The organism is Robertmurraya sp. DFI.2.37 (assembly GCF_029211245.1).
Classification (GTDB): domain Bacteria; phylum Bacillota; class Bacilli; order Bacillales; family Cytobacillaceae; genus Robertmurraya; species Robertmurraya methanolica_A.
On record NZ_JARGEJ010000006.1, the window covers coordinates 73846 to 95560 of the forward strand.

Annotated in this window: 22 protein-coding genes; 2 read left to right on the forward strand and 20 right to left on the reverse strand. The window is 38.1% G+C overall.

The window, feature by feature from the left end:
* Positions 1-174: 174 nt before the first annotated feature.
* Entirely contained in the window at positions 175-426 is a 252-nt protein-coding gene (locus PZE06_RS05095) for a DUF2627 domain-containing protein (protein WP_095306723.1), read from the forward strand.
* A 222-nt stretch (positions 427-648) separates the two neighbouring features.
* Here the strand turns inward: PZE06_RS05095 and PZE06_RS05100 are convergent, their stop codons facing one another.
* The 14 genes from PZE06_RS05100 to accB all read right to left on the reverse strand — a co-directional run bounded on the left by PZE06_RS05100 (position 649) and on the right by accB (position 15736).
* Entirely contained in the window at positions 649-1377 is a 729-nt protein-coding gene (locus PZE06_RS05100; RefSeq protein ID WP_150915079.1) for a glycerophosphodiester phosphodiesterase, read from the reverse strand.
* Positions 1378-1446: 69 nt separating this feature from the next.
* On the reverse strand, positions 1447-2244 hold the full coding sequence (spo0A, locus tag PZE06_RS05105; RefSeq protein WP_095306693.1) for a sporulation transcription factor Spo0A: 798 nt from the start codon (positions 2242-2244) through the stop codon (positions 1447-1449).
* Between the two features lie 300 nt (positions 2245-2544).
* Positions 2545-3837 (reverse strand): SpoIVB peptidase, encoded by a 1293-nt coding sequence (spoIVB, locus tag PZE06_RS05110; RefSeq protein ID WP_483314055.1) that lies wholly within the window; start codon positions 3835-3837, stop codon positions 2545-2547.
* 442 nt (positions 3838-4279) lie between these two features.
* Positions 4280-5971 carry a DNA repair protein RecN gene (gene recN / locus PZE06_RS05115; protein WP_150915080.1) on the reverse strand — a complete coding sequence of 564 codons (1692 nt, stop codon included), beginning with the start codon at positions 5969-5971 and terminating at the stop codon, positions 4280-4282.
* Between the two features lie 137 nt (positions 5972-6108).
* Positions 6109-6558, reverse strand: a complete 450-nt coding sequence (ahrC, locus tag PZE06_RS05120; RefSeq protein ID WP_095306695.1) for a transcriptional regulator AhrC/ArgR — start codon at positions 6556-6558, stop codon at positions 6109-6111.
* A gap of 241 nt (positions 6559-6799) precedes the next feature.
* Complete coding sequence (locus tag PZE06_RS05125; protein WP_150915081.1) at positions 6800-7633, reverse strand: TlyA family RNA methyltransferase; 834 nt, start codon at positions 7631-7633, stop codon at positions 6800-6802.
* Positions 7634-7639: 6 nt separating this feature from the next.
* Positions 7640-9532, reverse strand: a complete 1893-nt coding sequence (gene dxs, locus PZE06_RS05130; protein ID WP_150915082.1) for a 1-deoxy-D-xylulose-5-phosphate synthase — start codon at positions 9530-9532, stop codon at positions 7640-7642.
* 601 nt (positions 9533-10133) lie between these two features.
* Positions 10134-10994, reverse strand: a complete 861-nt coding sequence (locus PZE06_RS05135; RefSeq protein WP_150915123.1) for a polyprenyl synthetase family protein — start codon at positions 10992-10994, stop codon at positions 10134-10136.
* A gap of 22 nt (positions 10995-11016) precedes the next feature.
* On the reverse strand, positions 11017-11244 hold the full coding sequence (locus PZE06_RS05140) for an exodeoxyribonuclease VII small subunit (protein WP_150915083.1): 228 nt from the start codon (positions 11242-11244) through the stop codon (positions 11017-11019).
* 2 nt (positions 11245-11246) lie between these two features.
* Complete coding sequence (gene xseA / locus PZE06_RS05145) at positions 11247-12596, reverse strand: exodeoxyribonuclease VII large subunit (protein WP_150915084.1); 1350 nt, start codon at positions 12594-12596, stop codon at positions 11247-11249.
* Positions 12597-12636: 40 nt separating this feature from the next.
* Positions 12637-13017 (reverse strand): transcription antitermination factor NusB, encoded by a 381-nt coding sequence (nusB, locus tag PZE06_RS05150; protein WP_150915085.1) that lies wholly within the window; start codon positions 13015-13017, stop codon positions 12637-12639.
* A gap of 435 nt (positions 13018-13452) precedes the next feature.
* Complete coding sequence (locus PZE06_RS05155; protein ID WP_150915086.1) at positions 13453-13857, reverse strand: Asp23/Gls24 family envelope stress response protein; 405 nt, start codon at positions 13855-13857, stop codon at positions 13453-13455.
* A 21-nt stretch (positions 13858-13878) separates the two neighbouring features.
* Positions 13879-15231 carry an acetyl-CoA carboxylase biotin carboxylase subunit gene (gene accC, locus PZE06_RS05160; protein ID WP_150915087.1) on the reverse strand — a complete coding sequence of 451 codons (1353 nt, stop codon included), beginning with the start codon at positions 15229-15231 and terminating at the stop codon, positions 13879-13881.
* Positions 15232-15244: 13 nt separating this feature from the next.
* Entirely contained in the window at positions 15245-15736 is a 492-nt protein-coding gene (accB, locus tag PZE06_RS05165) for an acetyl-CoA carboxylase biotin carboxyl carrier protein (protein WP_150915088.1), read from the reverse strand.
* A gap of 419 nt (positions 15737-16155) precedes the next feature.
* Between accB and PZE06_RS05170 the strand changes: the two genes are divergently transcribed.
* Positions 16156-17637, forward strand: a complete 1482-nt coding sequence (locus PZE06_RS05170; protein WP_150915089.1) for a methyl-accepting chemotaxis protein — start codon at positions 16156-16158, stop codon at positions 17635-17637.
* 31 nt (positions 17638-17668) lie between these two features.
* On the opposite strand, the gene PZE06_RS05175 is transcribed toward PZE06_RS05170, so the two are convergent.
* From PZE06_RS05175 to spoIIIAC, 6 genes are all read right to left on the reverse strand, one after another.
* Positions 17669-18223 (reverse strand): SpoIIIAH-like family protein, encoded by a 555-nt coding sequence (locus PZE06_RS05175; RefSeq protein WP_150915090.1) that lies wholly within the window; start codon positions 18221-18223, stop codon positions 17669-17671.
* Between the two features lie 99 nt (positions 18224-18322).
* Positions 18323-18958 carry a stage III sporulation protein AG gene (gene spoIIIAG, locus PZE06_RS05180; RefSeq protein WP_150915091.1) on the reverse strand — a complete coding sequence of 212 codons (636 nt, stop codon included), beginning with the start codon at positions 18956-18958 and terminating at the stop codon, positions 18323-18325.
* Between the two features lie 3 nt (positions 18959-18961).
* Complete coding sequence (gene spoIIIAF, locus PZE06_RS05185; protein WP_150915092.1) at positions 18962-19582, reverse strand: stage III sporulation protein AF; 621 nt, start codon at positions 19580-19582, stop codon at positions 18962-18964.
* Between the two features lie 22 nt (positions 19583-19604).
* Positions 19605-20801, reverse strand: a complete 1197-nt coding sequence (gene spoIIIAE / locus PZE06_RS05190) for a stage III sporulation protein AE (protein ID WP_150915093.1) — start codon at positions 20799-20801, stop codon at positions 19605-19607.
* A gap of 269 nt (positions 20802-21070) precedes the next feature.
* The gene (gene spoIIIAD / locus PZE06_RS05195) at positions 21071-21451 is read right to left on the reverse strand and encodes a stage III sporulation protein AD (protein ID WP_137744516.1); all 381 of its coding nucleotides are present in this window, start codon (positions 21449-21451) and stop codon (positions 21071-21073) included.
* Between the two features lie 24 nt (positions 21452-21475).
* Entirely contained in the window at positions 21476-21682 is a 207-nt protein-coding gene (spoIIIAC, locus tag PZE06_RS05200) for a stage III sporulation protein AC (RefSeq protein WP_009794945.1), read from the reverse strand.
* Positions 21683-21715: the final 33 nt, after the last annotated feature.

A 21715-nucleotide genomic window follows, 5' to 3' on the forward strand; every position in this document is an offset into this window, starting at 1 on the left:
AGAAATATGAAACCAATGTTTACCGCGAAATAAATCGTTTTATTCACCGTATTTTTTTAACAAAACCTTAAAAAAATGTTAAAAGTTTGGGAAACGAGAATGTCAAGAGGACGACATACTTATATTGAAAAAGCATGTTATAATATAGGGGATCAAATAGAAATGAGGATTTTTATGATTCGGATTATAGCATTATTAATTTTAGTAATACCTGGAATCATTGCAGCATATGGAATTAAAATGATGCGCGATATGGTCTTTGGAATTACAATTGGACCGTTTACCTCCTCATTATTATGGCTGCAATTTATCTCTGGACTATTATTGTTTTTAGCTGGATTAGCCTTTATCGGAGGATTTATCCTTCATCGTGATCGCAAGAAAAATAAAGTGCAGAATCGCTTTAAATTGGATAAGAAACTTTAGTTTAACACATTTATTTAAAGAGCAGGGCGCCTTTTAAGCTAGTTCAAATAGGTTACCAGCGGACGATAATAAATGGAGCTTTCCTCTGTACCTCCGTACAGCACCTGTTTCTGCCCGACAACGGATGAGGCTCTCTTTCTTACTCGCTTGTTAACGCGCTCATTAATGACTAGAAAGGCATCCACAAACTTTTTGTGGATGCCTTTCGCAATTGAGAATAATTTAATGATACTCTTTTCTAATTTTAAGCGCCTTCACTGGATCGTCTGTAATAAATGCCGTACAACCAATATCAAAGAGTCTTCTCATCTCCTGTTCTTTATTGACAGTATAAGGTCTCACTTCAATACCAGACTCAAGAGAAGCTTTAATGATTTCATTGGGAGCGACTCGATAATTAGGATGCATCCCCTTTGCTTTAATCGAGCGGGTATAGACCCAAGGCATGTAGAGCCCCTCATGATATAAGGGAGCAATTTCAATTTCAGGAGCAAGGCGATAGCAGTATACGATACTATAATGATTAAATGACGAAATGATCACTCGCTCTGTTAAAGCAAATTCACGAATAAGCTCAATAAGGGGCTCCTCTATTTTCATGTATGATTCCGCACTGCTTTTAATTTCAATATTGCACTGAAGTTGATTGGTTTGTAGCCACGCAAGCACTTCTTTTAAAGAAGGAATCGGCTCTTTTTTTAAAATTGTCTTATGCTTATAGCTTGCATCAAGTCTCCGCAATTCTGCGAAGGAATAATCTTTCACAAAACCTCTCCCATTGGTCGTACGATCGACTTTGTCATCATGAATGACAACGAGCTCATTGTCTTTTGTTAATTGGACATCTAATTCAATACCATCAGCACCTGCATTTTCCGCTTCCCTAAAAGCTTTCATCGTATTCTCAGGGAATTTTGCAGAATAACCACGGTGGGCAAAAATAAGTGTCAAGTTTCTCCTACCTCCTAAATCAGAAATAAAAGACGCCCATTCGACATCTTTTATTTAGTCCTTTCCCTTTCAAGAAGCCTTATGCTCCAAACGAAGCTTATCAGCCACCATTGCGATAAATTCTGAGTTGGTTGGCTTTGCTTTGGACATGGATACGGTATAACCAAATAAAGATGAAATTGAATCGATATTACCACGGCTCCATGCCACTTCGATGGCATGACGAATAGCACGCTCGACGCGGCTAGCTGTAGTGTTATATTTTTTGGCAATATCGGGATATAAAACTTTCGTAATCGATCCTAATAATTCTATGTCATTATAAACCATGGAAATAGCTTCTCTTAAATATAAATACCCTTTAATATGAGCAGGGACACCAATTTCATGAATAATACTTGTAATACTAGCATCGAGGTTTCTTGGCTTTTCTTCCACAACTGGTCTAACAGCACTTGCTAACCCTGATGATTTTCTCATAACAGGCGCTTCCTTTCCGCTTACCTGACGAATGTGATTGCCTAAATGCTCTAAGTCAAATGGTTTTAAAATAAAATAAGACGCACCTAACTCAACTGCTTTTTTCGTTACATCTTCCTGGCCAAAGGCCGTTAACATAATAACATTAGGAAGATGGTTCTTTTTCATCTCCCTTAGCCTTTCCAATACTGCTAATCCATCTAAATGCGGCATAATAATATCTAAAACAAGAACATCTGGGTCAGTTTCCTGCAATACTTCCAGGCACTCCTGTCCATTATGGGCCACACCTACAACTTCCATGTCTTCCTGAGAAGAAATATAATCTTCTAATAGACCCACTAGTTCTCGATTGTCATCAACTACACAAACTTTAATTTTCTTCACTTACAGTTTCCTCCTCGATCCTTAAGTTTCTCGTCTCTAAAATTTGATTCTTATATCTTTATTCTAAATATTCAATTCGACAAAGCCAATAAAAATCCTTTTCTTTTTTTATTTTTTCTGCAAAAATGTATTAATTCTTTGATTTTCTTCTATTTTCTCTTATTTTCGACTAGTTTCGTCACTTGATTTTTTTAAAATGATAACTTTGTCGAAAAATCTTTATCTTTATCCATATTATACACTGCTATCATAAAAAAAGAAGATGGAGGCGGAAAATTCCACCTCCATAAGGTAATTAATTTAACTTGCTTTTTCCTCTTCTTTTTCATAAATATCGATCCCTGCTTCATTAAGCATCCACTCTATATGAACCCCGTAACCTGAAGTTGGATCGTTAACAAATACATGAGTAACAGCTCCAACTACTTTACCATCTTGAATAATTGGGCTTCCCGACATCCCTTGAACGATTCCGCCTGTCTTATCAAGCAATTCTTTATCTGTAACCTTTAAGACCATTCCTTTCGTGGCAGGGAACTTTTGCGGGATCGTACTGACAATTTCGATGTCAAAAAGTTTAACTTCATCATTATCGACAACTGTCAGTATTTGTGCCGGACCTTCCTTAACTTGATGAGAAAGAGCGATTGGCAAAGCTTTATCCATAACTCCGTTCTCAATATCACGATTAAGCTTTCCAAATATTCCAAATGGGCTATTTCGTTGGATATTTCCAATTACCTCTTTATCTGAAGAGAACCTAGCTAATTTTTCTCCAGGATCTCCATTGCTTCCTTTTTCAATGGATGTTACAGTTGAACGAACAATTTGCCCGTCTTCTACGACAATGGGCTTTTTCGTATCCATATCAGATATGACGTGCCCTAAAGCACCGTATTTTTTACTTTGAGGATGATAGAACGTCATCGTCCCTATTCCTGCTGCTGAATCTCGAATATAGAGACCAAGCTTAAACTTATCTTCATCTTTTTCCTTTTGCGGCTTTAGTTCTGTTGTTACTTTTCCACTTTCACGACTAATCTCAACCTTCAACGGTTTTCCTGATTCTCCGGCCTCTTGAACAAAAGGGGCAACATCAGACATTTTTTCAATCTGCTTCCCATTGATCCTCGTAATAATATCGCCGACTTTTATTCCCGCTTCCTCTCCCGGTGATTGCTTTCCTTCAATTGTATTCACCTGATGGTGTCCTACTACCAGAACCCCAACTGTATTTAATTTAACCCCGATAGATTGGCCACCTGGAATTACTTTAAAATCCTTTAGAACATTGACATCGACCTTTTTAATTGGAAAACCCGCTAATTCTAATAGCATCTCATTTTTTCCGTATTTGTTTGCATTTAATGAAACTGTATTATCTTCATCATCGACTGAAACACTAAGGTTAGAGCTATTCATTTCTGCTGACACTGGTCGGGATTTCTGAAAAGTAAATTCTTGCCCTTCAAAAAGGGTTACTTCCTTTGGTAATTGAATATACTGCTGCACAGGTTTCGAAAAACCAAGAGCAACAATTGAAACAAGGAGAATTCCACCAATTATTTTTCTAAGAAGTTCAAAATTCAACATCTTCACTCTCCTCGCTTCTAGTCCACACACACTCACTCTAAAATGGCTACACCTTTAATTTTGCCTCCTTTAGACGCATTTATAACCGCTAGAGAGATAAAAAAGCTACCCAGAATGGATGTTAATGGAACTTGGGCGCTTGCAGAATTATTTTGCTATATGTTGTTATAATAATGAAGTAAAATGATCATTTTGGCTGAACGATGATGGCTTTTAGATAATGTTAACGTATTTGGCCAACCATTTCTCAACAACAGTATTTACTTTATTTTCAATCGTTATACTGCTTCTTTAAGGACATTGCGTATACTAAATGATTTACCCTTTATTCAAATAAAAAGATAAAAAATGATAATCACGCGTGAACTATGATTTACCTTTTTATTTCTATCCATTCGAATCTTCCTCTATAAAAATAAAGCTATCCAAATTCGGATAGCTTTCATTGTGTTATTTTAATCTCTTTTGCTAAATGAAGAAGTTCTTTTGCATGCTCCTTCGTTAAATCGGTTATCTCTACCCCTGAAATCATCCTCCCAATTTCACGAATTTTTTCAATTTCATCCAAAACTTTTACGGATGTCCTTGTCCGACCTTCCGCGATTTTTTTCGCAATAAATAAGTGAGTATCGGCCATTGCTGCTACTTGAGGAAGGTGGGAAATACACAGAACTTGCGAGTCAACAGACACATGATATATTTTTTCAGCAATCGCTTGTGCTACCCGGCCACTGACTCCCGTATCGACTTCGTCGAAAATAATCGATGTGATGCCCTGATGCTTTGAAAAGATGCTCTTTAAGGCAAGCATAATTCGCGATAATTCTCCACCAGAGGCAATTTTTGAAAGTGGTTTTAATGGTTCACCCGGGTTGGTAGAAATGTAAAATTCAACTTTATCTGAACCGGCAGATGTAAAATGCTCGTAATCACTAATAAATCGTACTTCGAATAGTGTTTTTTCCATGTAAAGCTCTTTTAATTCAGTATGAATCAATTTTGTTAGTTGTCCAGCATACTTTTGTCTCACCTTACTTAATTCACGAGCTTCAATGGCCAGGTCTTTCTGGATGACGGAAAGCTCCCGCTGCAATTTCTCAATATGTGTTTCTTTATTCTGCAGTGTTTCCAGCTCTTCCTCAATTTTGGCCGCATACTCTAATATCTCGGCAATTGTTTTTCCATACTTTCGCTTTAGTTGATTAATTTCGTTAAGCCTATCCTCAATATTACTCAAACGTTCAGGATCAAATTCAAGGATATCAAGCTCATTTCTTAATGTCCGTACGATATCCTCAAGTACATAAAAGCTATTGGAAACCGTATCAGATACCTCTTTATAGTGCTCATCAATCGATGCTGCGTCTTCCAAATGGTTCATCGCGAGACCAAGCCAATCGAGCCCTTTATTATCGCCCTGTAAGGCTGAATAGCTTATATTCAACGCTTCATGAAGCTTCTCAAAATTGCTCAGCTTCCTTCTTTCCTCGATAAGCTCCTCATCTTCATGAAGCTTTAAATCCGCTTTTTGAATTTCCTCTAATTGAAAAGAAATTAAATCTAAACGATGTGCAACCTGCTGTTCATTTTCACTCAAATGTTTTAATGCCCTATGCGTTTTTTCATATCGCTGATAAATATGTACATACTCTTGATAGACGTCCTCAATTTCCTTGCCGCCAAATTGATCAAGCAAGAATAAATGACGGGTTTCATCCATTAATTCTTGATGCTCATGCTGACCATGAATATCAACAAGCGCCGCACCGATTTCACGCAGTGTTGAAATTGTCACTAGCTTCCCATTTATGCGGCAAATACTTTTCCCACTCTTTGAAATGTCGCGTCGAAGGATGATCATTCCGTCTTCAATCTCGATGCCAAACTCCTGCACCTTATGAAATAATGGATGTGAATCATGATCAATTTGAAAAAGCCCTTCAATTTCCGCTTTCTCTTCCCCATGGCGGACAAATTCAGATGAACCTCTGCCACCAACGAGCAAATGAATGGCATCAATAATAATTGATTTTCCTGCTCCTGTTTCGCCAGAAAGAACCGTTAGCCCTTTGTCAAAAGAAATCGAAAGTGCCTCAATTATAGCAAAATTTTTAATCGATAACTCGCTGAGCATGAATAATCACCTCTAAATCAAATTCATCTTCACTTAGTCCAGATTCACATGTATGATTGATTTCATTTGTTCTTTAAACAAAATGAAAATAAACGTAAATATTACGCTCAGGTTTTGAATCACGGACAAAGGAATTGTTACAGCATTTCAAGAAATCGAGCCTGTATGATTTCTGTCTCAACTGGAGTTTTGCAAATAATTAAAATCGTATCATCCCCGCAAATTGTTCCTAATATCTCTTCCCAATCAAGATTATCAATTAACGCCCCTATTGCCATTGCGTTTCCAGGCAATGTCTTCATAACAAGCAAATGTCCCGCTTGATCGATGCGAACAAACGCATCCATGAGATTTCTTTTTAATTTTTGCAGAGGATTAAAGCGTTGATCGGCCGGGAGACTATACTTATAGCGGCCATCCATAAGAGGTACCTTTACTAAATGAAGCTCTTTTATATCTCTTGAAACCGTTGCCTGCGTAACATTAAAACCTGCTATTTTTAATTCATCAACAAGCTCGTCCTGTGTTTCAATATCATTATTTGTTATAATTTCTCTTATTTTAATATGGCGCTGACCTTTATTCATAAATAAATCACCTCTGAAATTTATACAGTGTAATGGTGTTATACTATTTTACTTTTTTACATTCATAATTGCACAGATCATTCAATAATATGTTAGCTGAAAAACAGGAAAATGTATACTTTTTCATATAATGATTCGTGATTAAACGACGATATTCCTCTTTAGTCTCCACCTTTAGCAATGCTTTTTTTGCTAAAATTTCCAAATTTACAACTCACACAAAAAAGGAATAAGCCTCTACTTATTCCTCTGTTTGCTTTCTTTTCAATTGTTCATGGGCGCTACGCACAATGTCTGATGGTAAATAAAGCAAGCTTTTCTCCCCCATAACCTTCGACCCATTCCACTGAATATGAAGGAGAAACTCGATATTCCCATCTCCTCCCGTGATCGGAGAGTAGGACAAATTCTTGACATCATAACCTTCTTTTAACACGAAATCAATCATTTTTTCGAGAACCTCTTCATGTACATTTGGGTCCCGAACAATCCCTTTTTTTCCTACCTGCTCACGTCCTGCTTCAAATTGAGGCTTAATTAACGCGACAATATCACTTCCCGGAACAAGCAATGTTTTTAATACAGGAAAGATCAATTTCAATGATATAAATGAAACATCAATTGAAGCAAAGTTAGGGAGCTCAGCCGACAGATCAGCTGGAGTCACGTAGCGAAAATTAGTTCTTTCCATGACAACAACTCTCTCGTCCTGTCTGAGCTTCCACGCTAATTGGTTATAACCTACATCAAGAGCATAGGACATTTTCGCCCCATTTTGTAGGGCGCAGTCTGTAAAACCACCAGTCGAAGCACCGATATCTAGCAGAATCTTGCCTTCAATATTTAAATCAAATTCTTTCAACGCTTTCTCAAGCTTTAATCCTCCCCGACTTACATAAGGAAGGACATTTCCTTTCACTGTAAGCGGACTTTCAATACTAATTTTTTCCCCAGGCTTGTCTAACCGTTCTTCATTACTATAAACAAGACCAGCCATAATCGCTCTTTTGGCCTTTTCACGGGTTTCAACTAAACCTCGTTCTACTAATAAAACGTCTATCCGTTCCTTTTTCATTTTTGTTTAGGCCCTTTTTTGTTTTTTTCTTGCCAATGTTTGCAGTTTATTGACAACATTTTCTGTTGTCAGGCCAATTTCATTTAGCAATTCATTCACACTTCCGTGTTCGATAAATCGATCAGGAATACCAATGCGATCAATTTCAGCATGGTGGTATCCTTTTTCAGATGCAAATTCTAAAATAGAGCTACCAAATCCACCTTGTAGAACAGCTTCTTCGATAGTAAGAATCGGCATATCTACTCCTAATAGACCGAGAAGCATATCTTCATCAATTGGTTTAATGAAACGCGCATTAATCACCTTGATCGAAACTCCCTGTTTCTCAAGAATTTCTGCCGCCTTCATAGCCATTGGGATCGTCGTCCCAAAAGTTAAAATCGCTCCATCAAGCCCTTCTTTTAATACTTCCCATGTTCCAATCGGTATTTCTTTCAGCTCTTCATCTAAAGGAACTCCGAGACCATTTCCTCTTGGGAATCTCATCGCAATTGGACCCTCATCGTATTTTAACGCCGTATGGACAAGATGTTGTCCTTCATTCTCATCCTTTGGCATCATTAACACCATATTGGGTACATGCCGCAAAAAGGCAATATCAAATACCCCTTGATGAGTTTCTCCGTCAGCCCCGACTAAACCAGCACGGTCAATTCCAATAAAGACATTTAAGTTTTGACGACAAATATCATGGACGACCTGATCGTAGGCACGCTGCAAAAACGTAGAATATATCGCTAGGAACGGCTTCATGTTTTGTGTCGCCAATCCTGCTGCCATTGTCGCGGCATGCTGTTCAGCGATCCCGACATCATACATGCGCTCAGGAAATTCGCTAGCAAAGCCTTCTAATTTAGAACCAACTGGCATTGCTGGAGTAATCGCGACAACCCTCTCATCTTCACGGGCAATCTTCCGTACCGTTTCACTAACAAGTTTGCTCCATGCTGGAGGAGATTGAACAGGCTTAATAAAGTCACCCGTCTCAATTTTATAAGCTCCGGTTCCATGCCAAGTTCCGATTGTATCATTTTCTGCCGGCTGATAACCCTTTCCTTTTTTCGTAATGACATGAAGAAGAACGGGTCCTTCCATTTTCTTCGCATAAGCAATATTTTCTAGCAATGCATCGTAATTATGGCCATCAATTGGACCTAAATAGGTAAAGCCGAGCTCTTCAAAGAAAACTCCCGAAACGAGCAAATACTTTAAACTGTCCTTTATTCTTTCCGCTGTAGCCGCCAATTTACCACCGACAGCTGGAATTTTCTTCAGTAAGTACTCCAATTCGTCTTTAGCCCATTGATATTTACCTGCCGTCCGAAGTCGTCCTAGCACATTGTGAAGAGCACCGACATTCGGTGCAATTGACATTTCGTTATCATTTAAAACAACAATCATATTTTTTCGTTCATGCCCAATATGATTTAACGCCTCAAGTGCCATCCCACCAGTAAGCGCTCCATCACCAATAACGGGTACAATGAAGGACTTCTCCTTTTTTAAATCACGGGCGATCGCCATTCCCATCGCAGCAGACAATGATGTAGAGCTATGGCCTGTTTCCCAGACGTCATGTTCACTTTCGACCATTTTGGGGAATCCACAAAGACCCTTATATTGTCTTAACGTGTCAAATTGATCGGCTCTTCCTGTAAGAATTTTATGAACATACGATTGATGACCGACATCCCATAGAATCTTATCCTTTGGGCTGTTAAAGCATTTATGCAACGCAATCGTAAGTTCAACAACACCAAGATTTGGGCCAATATGGCCTCCTGTTTTCGACAACTTTTCAATTAAAAACTCACGAATTTCTTGGCTAAGCTTCTCTAGTTCCTTATTAGACAATGCTTTCAAAAAAGATGGGTCTTTTATTGATAACAGATCCATAACGGACCACTCACTTTCATTTCTTTTTCGGATTATTGATTCCGATTTCGGATTTCTAAAAAAAACTGTGTTAAATATGGTTTCGTTCATTTTTGGATTATTTTATGGCTGACTCGATGAAACGAAAAGAAAACTTACTTATTTCCACAAAGTCAGAATCAGCTTCATAGACGTAAGAAATGAAGGTTGCTTACGTAGATGAGCCAAAAATCAACTTAAATCATATAAAACATAGCCTTGAAAAAAGAACCGCTAGCACAAAAGTGATAACGGCTGAACTGACCTCATGTCAATTTAGACTTTTTGTATCGTCGTTAAAAATGTTGATTGTCTGATAGAAATTATGTTTTGCAAATTCCATTTAAAGCAAATTATTTATTTTACTCGTTCCTTTTCACTGCTACAGCTTGTTTAAAATAAAGAGTGAAGGTTGATATACTCCATTTTGTTGTACCCTCTCATTGCTGTGTTTACAGAGAAAGTTTTTGTTTACATTCAGTTTATGTAGCAAAATAAATATTTAGACAAAATCATTCTGTATTATAACATAGAAATTCCATTTAGTAAAAAAGCAGATTTAAGCCACCTTATTAGGGGGAGATTAGTGATCTCGATTTGCAACCAAATCAGTTAATTCCATAAGCACTCCTGTATTTAAACCCGTTTCCTGAAGAATGCCTTGCGCTTTCGCAATTTCCTGCACCAATGCTTTCTTTGCACCGTCCATAGTTAATAATGCAGGATAGGTGCTTTTATGATTAAAAGTATCACTGCCAGTACGCTTCCCCAACTTTACCTCATTTCCTTCCAAATCAAGAATATCATCGCGAATTTGGAATGCTAGTCCTAGGTGATGGGCAAATTTTCCAAATTGCTCAACCATAGCGTTTGGTGCTCCAGCTAAAAGAGCTCCTGCGACAGCACTAAAGGACAACAGTTTGCCCGTTTTATGAATATGAATATATTCAAGCTCGTCCAAGGTCAAACAGCGATTTTCTCCGCTTATATCAGCAACTTGCCCCCCGACCATTCCTTCGGCACCAGCAGCGATAGAAAGCTCTCGTATTAGTTTAAGCTTTGTTTCAGCATCTACCTCAGCAGTTTCCGTAATCAATTGGAAGCTATAAGTTAGAAGAGCATCTCCTGCTAAAATCGCAAAAGCATCCCCGTATACTTTATGATTTGTCGGTCTGCCTCTTCTTAAATCATCGTTATCCATGCTTGGGAGATCATCATGAATCAAAGAATATGTATGAACCATCTCAATTGCTGCTGCAGTCAGTAACCCTTTTTCAACTTTATCCCCGAATGCATCAATTGTGGCAAATAAGAGCATCGGTCGAATTCTCTTCCCGCCAGCCTCCAAAGAATATAACATCGATTCTTTTATAATCTCTGGGGCCTTCATTTGCATCACACTTGTCCGTAATTGCTGCTCGAGGAGCTCTTTATGTTTTTGCATAAAAGGTGCTAAAAGCTCCACTTTACTCCTCCTCTTGGATAGAAAACTCCTGTTTTTTCCCATCTTCAGTAATAATTTGTGTCAATTGTTCTTCGACATCTTTTAGTTTATCGTGGCACAGCTTAGAAAGCTCCATTCCTTTTCGATAAATTGTGATCGCTTCTTCTAACGGCACATCTCCTTCTTCCAGCTTTTCCACAATATCTTCGAGATTTTTCATCGCTTCCTCAAACGTCATTTTTTCTTCCATTATTAATTCTCCTTCCCCTCAACATTCAGCACTTGGCACTGAATCGAACCGTCTGCCATCCGTACGGTTAGTTGATCCTCTTTTGAAATGCGACAAACACTTTTTACCAGTTTGCCGCTATCATCGTAGACAAGACTATAGCCCCGTTCCATTACCTTCAATGGACTTAACGCTTCCAATGTTGTAAGCATTTGTCTAAAATCCTTCTGTTTGTCTGCCAAAATAGCTGTCATCATACGGTTCAGTTGCCTTTCCGCTTTTTCATGCTGTTCCCTTGCTTCATTTAACAGTTCACGTGGTTTATGTCTTTCAATACGGCGATATAAATTTAAATAGGCTTCTTTTTGGGTTAAAAATTGTTTTTCCGCACCTTTTACAAGACGTTCTGTTGCTTTGTCAACTTGCTCCATCTTCTGCTCATATGCTCGCCTTGGATAACGAAATGCATAAGAACGTTCAATTTGCTTTAGACGTTCTTGTGAATAATGAACTCGCTCTTTCATAACCCGCAGCATTCTTGTTTGTCTCGTCAATATCCGTTCCATCAATTCATCTACGTGAGGTACTGCTAATTCAGCAGCTCCTGTCGGGGTAGGAGCGCGCATATCCGCCACAAAATCAGCTATCGTAAAATCAGTCTCATGCCCAACTGCTGAAATAATAGGAATCGTTGAAGTATAGATCGCTCTAACTACTATCTCTTCATTGAACGCCCATAACTCCTCAATCGAGCCACCGCCGCGGCCCACAATTAAACAATCGACTTTATCCATTTCATTCGCTTTTTTAATGGCGTTTACAATCGAGTTTGGCGCTTGATCTCCTTGAACAATTGCGGGAAAAATGAGGATGCTGGCAACCGGATATCTCCTTTTTATCGTCGTTATGATATCTCGGACAGCCGCACCTGTTGGTGAAGTTATGACTCCAATTGTTTTTGGATATTTAGGAAGTGGTTTTTTATGTGCAGGTGAAAATAACCCTTCTTTTTCTAATTTTTCTTTTAACTGTTCATACGCCAAATAAAGTTCACCAATACCGTCAGGCTGCATGTTCTTAACATAAATTTGATATTGCCCGCTTTGCTCATACACGGTGATATTTCCGGTAATCAAAACCTTCATCCCATTCTCAGGAATAAATTTCATGGCACGCGCATCGCTGGAAAACATCACTGCCAATATTCTTGCTTTATCATCCTTTAAGGTAAAATACATATGCCCACTTGAATGCTGTTTAAAATTAGAAATTTCCCCTTTTACATGAACTCCTTGTAAATGGGGATCGGCATCGAATTTTCTTTTTATATATTTCGTTAAGGCTGCGACAGTAAGATAGCGCTTTTCCTTCATAAGATAACCCCTTTTACATAAGCAAACTAGTTACAATCCATTAATGAATCTTTGATAATATTCCATTGATAAAGCGGCTCGATTGGTCATCTCCATAGATTTTAGCGATTTCAATCGCTTCATCAATCGCCACTTTCGTCGGAACATCCTCTTTGCAATACAAAAGTTCATATGCTGAAAGTCGCAAAATGTTACGATCGACAATCGCCAACCGTTCAAGCGTCCAATTTTCGAGATGCTTCTGCAACATTTCGTCTATTTCTTCTTTGTTTTCAACAACGCCTAAAACTAACTTCAATAAATAATCGTCATTCCTTACTCCTTCAAGGACATGGGCAATCGCATCCTTCGGCTCCACACCACTTACATCAATTTGGAACAACGCCTGCAGCGCTTTTTCTCTAGCTGTTCTTCTTTTCATTTATTTTCTACTCCTTTTAGGATGGTTTAGATGGAACTTATATCGTTAAACTTCCTAACCAAAATGGCTAAAGTGATTGGAATAACGTAGCATCCTATTTTGCCAATTGGATTAAGCCACTCGTTCAAGCTTTATGGCTTTTCTATAAGTCATTAAAAATAATAGCATAACAAAGGGCTATGTTAAACAATATTATTGTGTGGCCGATTTTCGTGTTCACCGCAAGTACCTTCTTATTTTCAAACGCCTTTCAGCTCGACTCTTGCACCCTACTTTAAAGCTAAAATTTGCGGGTGCTTCTAATCTTATCCTTCACTATAACCGTTATTTTGATAGGTTAATCTCCTTTATCAGAATTAAACAGAGCCAAGAAGCTTTTTTTGAAAAGAAAACAAAAACCAAAGACATTTCGTCTCTGGTTTTTTCATTGTACCATTACATTTCTTGCTCAGTTTCCGCTTCTTGTTTCGGATTGTCAAATTGGATTCCAACAATATGAACATTCACTTCTTCAGCCTCAAGTGCAGTCATATTTAGTAAGGCTTGGCGGATATTATCTTGAACCTTTCCAGCTACCGCTGGAATAGAGATTCCAAATTTCATCAAACAGTAGACATCGACTTTAATCCCGTCTTCAGTAAGCTCCACTTTTACGCCTTTTCCATGATTTTTCTTCCCTAATCGTTCCACCACACCTGTTGCAAAGCTACCACGCATTTGTGAAACTCCTTCAACCTCTGAAGCAGCAATTCCAGCAATGACCTCTATAACCTCTGGAGCAATTTCTACTTTTCCAAGTCCAGTTTGACCTTGACTCATTTCCAATATGTTTTCGCTCATATCCGAGTCCTCCTATTTGTATTAAGATTTCATAACATCGTGCATTTCCAGAAATTTCGTATTGAAATCACCTTCCACAAATTTCTCGTGATTAAGCAATTTCAGGTGGAAGGGAATGGTTGTATGAATCCCTTCAATGACAAATTCGCTCAATGCTCTTTTCATTCTTGAAATAGCTTCTTCTCTTGTACTTCCATAAGTGATTACCTTTGCAATCATCGAGTCATAGAAGGGAGGGATTGTATATCCTGGATATGCTGCCGAATCGACCCTAACTCCCAATCCTCCCGGTGGAAGATACATCTCAATTTTACCAGGAGAAGGCATAAAAGACTTTTCTGGATTTTCCGCATTGATTCGGCATTCAATCGCCCATCCATTAAATTCGACTTCTTCCTGCTGAAATTTCAATGCTTCACCAGATGCGACTTTAATTTGCTCTTTTATGAGATCGACTCCTGTCACCATCTCTGTTACTGGATGTTCAACCTGAATTCGCGTATTCATTTCCATGAAATAAAATTGGCGATTTCGATAATCATATATAAATTCTATCGTACCTGCACCAGTATAATCAACTGCTTTAGCTGCTTTTACAGCCGCATTCCCCATTTCTTCTCGAATTTCACTATCTAATGCTGGGGAAGGAGTTTCTTCTAAAAGCTTTTGCAGTCTTCGCTGGATCGAACAATCTCTCTCACCTAAATGAACGACATTGCCAAAATTATCAGCTAAAACTTGAATCTCTACATGGCGAAAATCTTCTATATATTTTTCAATATATACCCCTGGATTGCCAAAAGCAGTAAGTGCCTCTTGTTGAGTGATGTTTATTCCTTTAATTAAATCAGCCTCATTGCGCGCAACGCGAATTCCTTTTCCACCACCGCCGGCAGTTGCCTTGATAATCACAGGATAGCCAATTTCTTCGGCAAGCTTAATAGCCTCCGTTTCATCTTTAATAATTCCTTGCGATCCGGGAACGATTGGAACTCCAGCTTCCTTCATCGTTTCTCTTGCAATATCCTTTGTTCCCATTTTTGTAATCGCTTCCGGAGTCGGACCTACAAATATAATATTGCACTCTCGACAAAGCTCTGCAAAGGCTGCATTTTCAGCTAAAAACCCATATCCAGGGTGAATCGCCTGGCAATCGGTAAGTTTCGCCACACTGACAATATTCGTAAAGTTCAAATAACTATCCTTCGATAACGTCGGCCCAATACAATAGGCTTCATCAGCAAGTTGAACATGAAGGGCATCCTTATCCGCTTCAGAATATACAGCTACTGATTCAATATCTAATTCCCGGCACGCACGTATGATGCGGACAGCAATTTCTCCTCGATTGGCAATTAATAATTTTTTTATCATTTCGCTTCGCTCCTTATTCAGGCTTTACCAAAAATAGTGGTTGACCATACTCTACTAATTGGCCATCTTTCACAAGGATCTCCACGATTTCCCCACTTACTTCTGCTTCAATCTCGTTAAATAATTTCATTGCTTCAACAATACAAACGATCGAATCATTGGTAACCTTACTCCCTACTTTTACATAAGGCTCCGCCTCTGGTGATGGCTTGTGATAAAAAGTGCCGACCATTGGCGATGTTATTTTATGTAAGCTTTCATCAACAGAAACAGGTGCAACATCCGTTTCCTTTACTTCAACTTCCTTGTCAGCTTGAACAACCTGTGGTTTTGGTGCTACTTCGACGGCTGCTCGTTCAACAACTGGCGGAGCTGATACAGCAACTACACCACCATGGTTTTTTTTCATTTTAATTTTGCAATCATCAACTTCATATACAAACTCATCTAAATTGGATTGATCTACAAGTTTAATTAATTCACGAATTTCTTGTACCTTTAACATTTATGACACTCCTATTCACATTAAAGTTTAGCACTAGATACTAATACTATACGATAAGACCTTACAAAAGTTCAATCATTACATTTTTTTCAATCCTTTTCAGGCTTCTCCATGAAGATATTCAAGGCATTGATTAATTCCTTCTTGAGGGTAAAGCAAGGATATGTACTTTCTGCCAATCCCTCCTTAGTATTTGCTGAAGGAAAAGGAGCGGAATACTCTTGTCCCCAGACCTTTCAGTAATATGAGCGCGTTATCATTACTGTTGATTTTTAATTTATTCAGAATATTTTTAAATGATTCGAAATAGACGACTAACCATGTTGCTAAAACACAATTATGAAATTACATTTTTGAAGAGGATTTTTTACAATTATAGCGAAATTTATTGTTTGAAGGAAAAATCAGGGAGGAATAGGATGAAAACGATTATAGAAATTAAACAGGAGGATTTAACGAGAAAGAATTCACTCGTAATTAAAGCTACATTTGTCTGTGTCATCTTGGCAGCTCTTGTAGACATCGTCATGCAAAAAGAATTAGCTCTTATTTTATCTATTATTTTCGGCGGTGGTCTCGGAGTTGGCCTTATTGCTCTTTTCCATTATACAAAAAAGTTCGTAACCATTATTCCATACTTAGCAGTTCTCCTTGTCGCTGTTGTTATGTATGTGATCATGGCGAATAGTGTATCTCCTACCGCCTATGTTCTATTGTACTTTATTCTAGCTACGGCAGCTATCTACATGGATAAAAAGGTACTATGGTCAGGCTCGATACTGGGTTTTGTCGCAATTAGCGCCTTCACTTGGGTGTATCATCCTGCATTGCCGTTAGATATAAAGAACTATGCAACCGTCTATCTTCTCTATCTTTTAGTATCGATTTTGTTAGCATTCCAATTATCCATTGCTAAAAATTTATCTGAAAATATTGTCGCAGCGCAAAAACAGACAGAAGAGCTGTTATTGCTTGATCGGGAAATTAGAAAAACGGTTGGTGAAAGTACGGTTAGCCTCTCAGATTTGATCCAGTTTGTCAAACATAAAAGTCATGAAAATTATGAAGCTGCGCAAGAAATGAACAATTCAATTAATGAAATTGCCACGGGCATGCAAACTCAGACTGATTCAATTCAAGAAATCACTAGAGAATTAGAAAATTCAAATCAAGTAATTCATGAAACAAGTGAATTAGTTCATAAGCTCCACAGAGATTCAATCGCTGCACAAGAAGTGACCAATAATGGTGCTGTGCTCGTAACCGAGTTAAAAGATGAACTTGAAATTTCCTATTATAATATGGAAGAGATTGCGAAACAAACCACAACACTAGCTTCTCTAGTAAAAGAAACCGTTAAATTTTCAGAGGCAATCCAAGGAATAGCGGATCAAACAAATTTACTCGCGTTAAACGCCTCCATTGAAGCTGCACGAGCTGGAGAATCTGGTAAAGGATTTGCGATTGTAGCTGATGAGGTAAGAAAACTTGCGGAAATAAGCCATAAAACGGCCACGCAAATTTCCGAAAACCTTCAATATGTGGTGGGCGGTACTGAATCTGTGACAGAAACAGTCTCGTCAACGAGAACAAAAATTAATCAAAATCTACAGATGGCGATCGATACACAGCAGACCCTTATACAAATTCAAACCACATTCCGCCAACTTAAGGAGGATATCTCCAAATACGAGACGCTGACGAAAAGTGTACTTGGCTCCTCTAGATCGATTGAGCAGGCAATCAGTGAATTTAGCGCTGTTATTGAACAAGCAAGCGCCACACTACAAGAATTATCATCGGCAGTCGGAGTACAAACGGCACAACATGAAATATTGCTAAATTCTGTAACAGAAGCGCATCAATCTGTTGATAATTTAGTGAAACTTCAACAAACATAACGGGAGGCGTAAGCCCTCCCGTTATGTTTATTTATTCATTCGGTTGAAATTCTACTGCGACTGCCTGCATTTGGCCAAGCTCTGTTTTCACTACTTGAATAATTTCATTTGCTGCAGAAGCAGAAGGCTCATTAGATTTAACAGTTATACGAACTCTCTCACCATCCGCACGAACAAGAGCATCATCGTAACCCATAGCAACAATTAATGTTTCTAGTACAGCTTCCTTCTGTGCAACTTGATCAAGATTTTGAATCTTATCATAAGCGTCACCACGTTCCTCTGATGGCAGCTCTGTTGATGCCATAATATCTCTTAATTCTTCCTTATACTTACTTCTCTCTTCATCAAGTTGAAGACGTAGTGCATCAAATACTTCATCACTAGCCACGCTTGAAATCACTTCACCCTCTGTTTCTGTTTCACTAATTACCCCTTCCTCCTCTTGGGTTACAGCTTCTTCTTTCTCTTCTGTTGTCGCCAATTCTTGCTGCCTTTGATCTGGTGATGTCATATAATAAACTGATAATACAACCACTAAACTTAACATTGTTAAAAGCCAAACCGTTTGCTTTTTTAATAACATTTATAAATCCCCCTTCATGAAAATGAATATAAATTGTTTGTTCACACAATATATAAAATCGTTTCCTAAAAATGCTTAGGAGCGATGTTCTTCATTTCGCTACTTCCTTGGCATGACTGATACACGATGGCTTGGAACATCAAGCAATTTCGTAACAGACTCAATGATCCACTTTTTAACCTGAATATTGTCAGCGCCTTTTGCTACTACTAAAACCCCACGAATCTGCGGCTTTTTCGTTTCTAATTCAATTGGAACCTCTTTTTCCCCATCCCGAATAATGACAATTTGACTGTCTTTAGACTGATCCTCTACTTTCCTTTGTCCACCTTCCCGATCGGTTTCTTCGGTCGTTTGTGAACGAGTTACTGTGTTTTTTTCGTATACACTTTTTTCTGTCGCATCAACATTAACGACAACCATCACATCGCTAACGCCAGCGATTCCCTCTAAAGCTTCCTTTAACTGCGCTTCATATCTGGCTTCATAAGTACTAATCTCATCGTCTCCTGCTGCCTTCGCAGTTCCTATTGCTTCAATTTCACTCTTTTCCTCATCTTCATGATTCAACACTGGGATGCTAGAGTTATCTTCATCTAATAATGAATTACTCACTATCATAATAGCTGCCCCAAAAAGAAGAATAACAATGAAATAGCGGTATTTCTTATCTATCTTTCCTTCCTTTGAAAGCAATCTTTTCAGCCAAGACAACGGGCCTTTTTCTTGCTCCATTGATTAATCGCTCCCCCCTTCTACGACGATTTCTATTTTTTCTTTTTCAACATCCCATTTTTCGGAAAGAAGAGATGCAATCGCTTGACTTTCTTTTGTTAATTTCTTAGGTGGGAGAGGCTCACTTGTATTGATCTCTACTTTTTTCACGACTTCAACTGCGTCTGTCTCAGTATTAGGTTCCTTTAGCTCGACAACGATTGATTGAATTTGTTCAAAAGACTCACTCTGACTGTCATCGTCTACATCAATTTCTATATGGGCAATTTCTAATCCGTACTGATCCATCAACTCCTCCTCTACGTCCGATTGCAGTTGGACAGCCGTTTCTTCTAAAATATATGCATGGTTGGAGGCTTGTATTTCTTTTTTCTGCAATTCTATTAAATTTTCCATATTTTTTTCTTCACTCTTGGATGAAAGCGATGGGATCGAAGCCAGCGCTGATTCAAAATCGGAAGAAAGAAGCTTAAATATTGGAGACAAAATAATGGTTATTAACAATAGACCCGCCACCATTTTCGTATATTTTTGTAAACTCGTATTAGGGAGCAGAAGGTCTATTACAGTCGCAATGAGAACAAAGAGAATAATATTGGTAATCCATTCAGTAATGTAATCCATAGCTACCCCCTAAGTACCTTATTTATCGCACCATCATCGTTAAATTCCCAGCTGCAATAATAACCGTCAAACTGAGAAAGAACATTAAGGAGACAATCGCCAATGCTGCAAACACATATATGACACTTTTGCTAATAATATCCAAACACTTTATAATTGGTCCTCCACCAAGAGGCTGGAGAATGGCCGCTGCAAATTTATAAATAAAGGAAATCATTAAAATTTTAATAGCCGGAAAAGCCACAATTAAGAGCAGAATCGCGACGCCAGCAATCCCGACTGTGTTTTTTAAGAGTACTGAGGCGCTTATGACGGTGTCCGTTGCATCTGTAAACATTCGACCGATTACTGGAATGAAATTTCCAGTAATAAACTTCGCTGTTCGAATTGTTACCCCATCTGTAATTGCGGTGGATGCTCCCTGAACCGAAATAACACCAAGAAATACAGTTAAAAAAAGACCGAGCAATCCAATACTCCAATTTCGCAGCAAATTTCCCAGTTGTGTCACTTTATAGTGATCGGTCAACGTGCTAACAATATTCAACAAAGTAGATAAAAAGAGAAATGGCAAGACGATAAACTGAATGAACGTTCCACTTATATTCATGAGAAACAAAATAACAGGATGAAAAAAAGCTGCTGAAATCACTCCGCCTGAACTTGCAATAAGAGCTAGCAACAGCGGAATCAATGCCAGAATAAACGAAGTCATCGTCTGAATGGCATCTGTCGTATATTCAATCGCTACATGAAAACTATTTAAAGCAATGATGACCAATACCATAAAGACGATGGAATACGCCACTTTACTAACTGTACTTTGTTCAAACGCATTTTGCAGGGATTGTAAAAACATCGAAAAGATTGTGAGCATAATTAATGTTCCAAGCAATTTACCATTCACTAAAAACTCATGAAACATGTACTTCATAAAACCTGAAAACCATTCTTTTATAGAAAATTTCTTCTCACCTTTTAAAAAGTCATATATACTGCCCTTTTGACTTTCAGGAAGAAATCCGCCGTATTCATCCAACACATTCTCCCAATATAATTTAAGTTCATCTAAATTTAATGCCTCCAGTTGAGCGTCAACTAACGCTTGCGGATCTAATCCGTCACGCTCTTCTTCCGCTGCGTGTGCTTGTCCATTTAGTAAAAATAAAAAAAGGATGCAAAGGAACATTATTGAAAAAATTGTTGAAGAGTGCTTCATAAATTTCACCTTCTCATGAGAAAAGCATAGACGCCTTTAAAACGCCGTTGATCGTTTTCCTTCATACTCATCGCCTAACATCATGGAAGATTCGAATGTCAGATTGGCGATTTCCAAATCTAAATTTTTACTTATCGTTTCAATCGAATTTGGGAAGGAGAACCGATGCTTGGCGCTGGTGTTAAACTATTCTCAAAGTTAAGTTATGTGCTTTATAAAAAACGAAAAGCATTGGTATGATTAGCGCAACAGATGGAAGTAACGAATCTTCAGCTTGGGATTAACTTAATGATCGTTTCAATTAAAACGGATAAAATTGGAATCGCCATTGCCAGAATTAATATTTTTCCTGCTAGTTCTATTTTTGAAGCAATGGCTCCTTGCCCAGCATCTTTCGTAATTTGGGCTGCAAATTCAGCAATATAGGCAATTCCTATAATTTTTAAAATCGTTTCAACATAGACGATATTAACTTTGGCATTTACGGCAATTACTTCGAGCATGTGAATAACTGCATATATTTGATCAAGCAAAAATAAAAAAATCGTACAACCAACAAAAACAATAAGTAAAAATGCAAAATTGGGTTTCTGCTCCTTAACAATAAGTGCTAAAAAAGTGGATACTAGGGCAATTCCTACAATTTGGATAATTTCAATCTTTAAGCCCTCCCTTTATCCTTGGAAGAGGAACACCGATTTTATTTTTTGAAACAAGTCATCTACAATCGATGCGACCATAAACAGAATGTAAATAAAGCCAAACAGAGTGACCCACTGGGCATATTCCTTTTTTCCAACTTGGTCAAGAATGGTGTGCAGGAAAGCAACGACAATTCCTACTCCAGCTATTTTGAAGATTATATCTACCTCTAACCCCATGTGTTTTCCTCCCTAAACGCTAAATAAGTGATT